1 protein-coding gene and 1 pseudogene are annotated in these 568 nt (G+C 48.4%); both read right to left on the bottom strand.

Annotation, left to right across the window (positions count from 1 at the left end; all coding sequences use genetic code 11):
* A partial coding sequence (locus A3756_RS02990) for an ATP-binding protein (RefSeq protein WP_231875466.1) occupies window positions 1-215 on the bottom strand: 215 nt, incomplete at its 3' end.
* Window positions 205-568, bottom strand: a pseudogene (locus A3756_RS27130) (IS21 family transposase); the annotation flags it as partial. The pseudogene A3756_RS27130 and the gene A3756_RS02990, both read right to left, overlap by 11 nt.

Below are 568 nucleotides of genomic sequence, written 5' to 3'. Positions count from 1 at the left end.
GCTAGGTCACGGTAGGCTGGGAACCTTGCATGCTTCATCTGATAAGCGATTGATCGCACTTCTCGATCTGTTACTTCAGCTTTGATCAAGGCTTCAAGAATGGGCTGTGCTTGAAGGTAAGATGGCCCAGCTTGCTGTGATAGCTCCATAACACTGTTGGCCATACCGTGTAGTTTGAGTTGTTTGAAGGTGTGGATCATGGTTTCAATGTGCATAAGGATGACCTCTTAGTTGATCGTAGCGTTGTGTGTTGGCAATAGGTTCTTCGTTTAGAATGAGAGAGGGTGGTGTTAGCAAAGGCTCAGGTGTTTCCTGTTCGATGAGTCGGCTCAAACAGTTCATTACATGCTGTTTTGAGGGGTGCCCGCATCGCAGAGATTCCTCAACCGCTTGCTCAACCAGCTGTTCGTCGTGATGAAGTACCAAGGCCAATATCTCGACCATTTCTCGATCACCACCTTGTCGTCGAAGTAAATACTTTTGAATGGACTTGAAGCTGTCTGGCAAGGTCTCGAACGGTGCGCCGTTACGCAGTGCTCCTGGTTTGCGTTGAGCCACGGCTAGATAA

It is taken from the genome of Oleiphilus sp. HI0086 (assembly GCF_001635225.1).
Note: the sequence above shows the minus strand (reverse complement) of the source record. Positions and strands in the feature narration are given on the sequence as shown.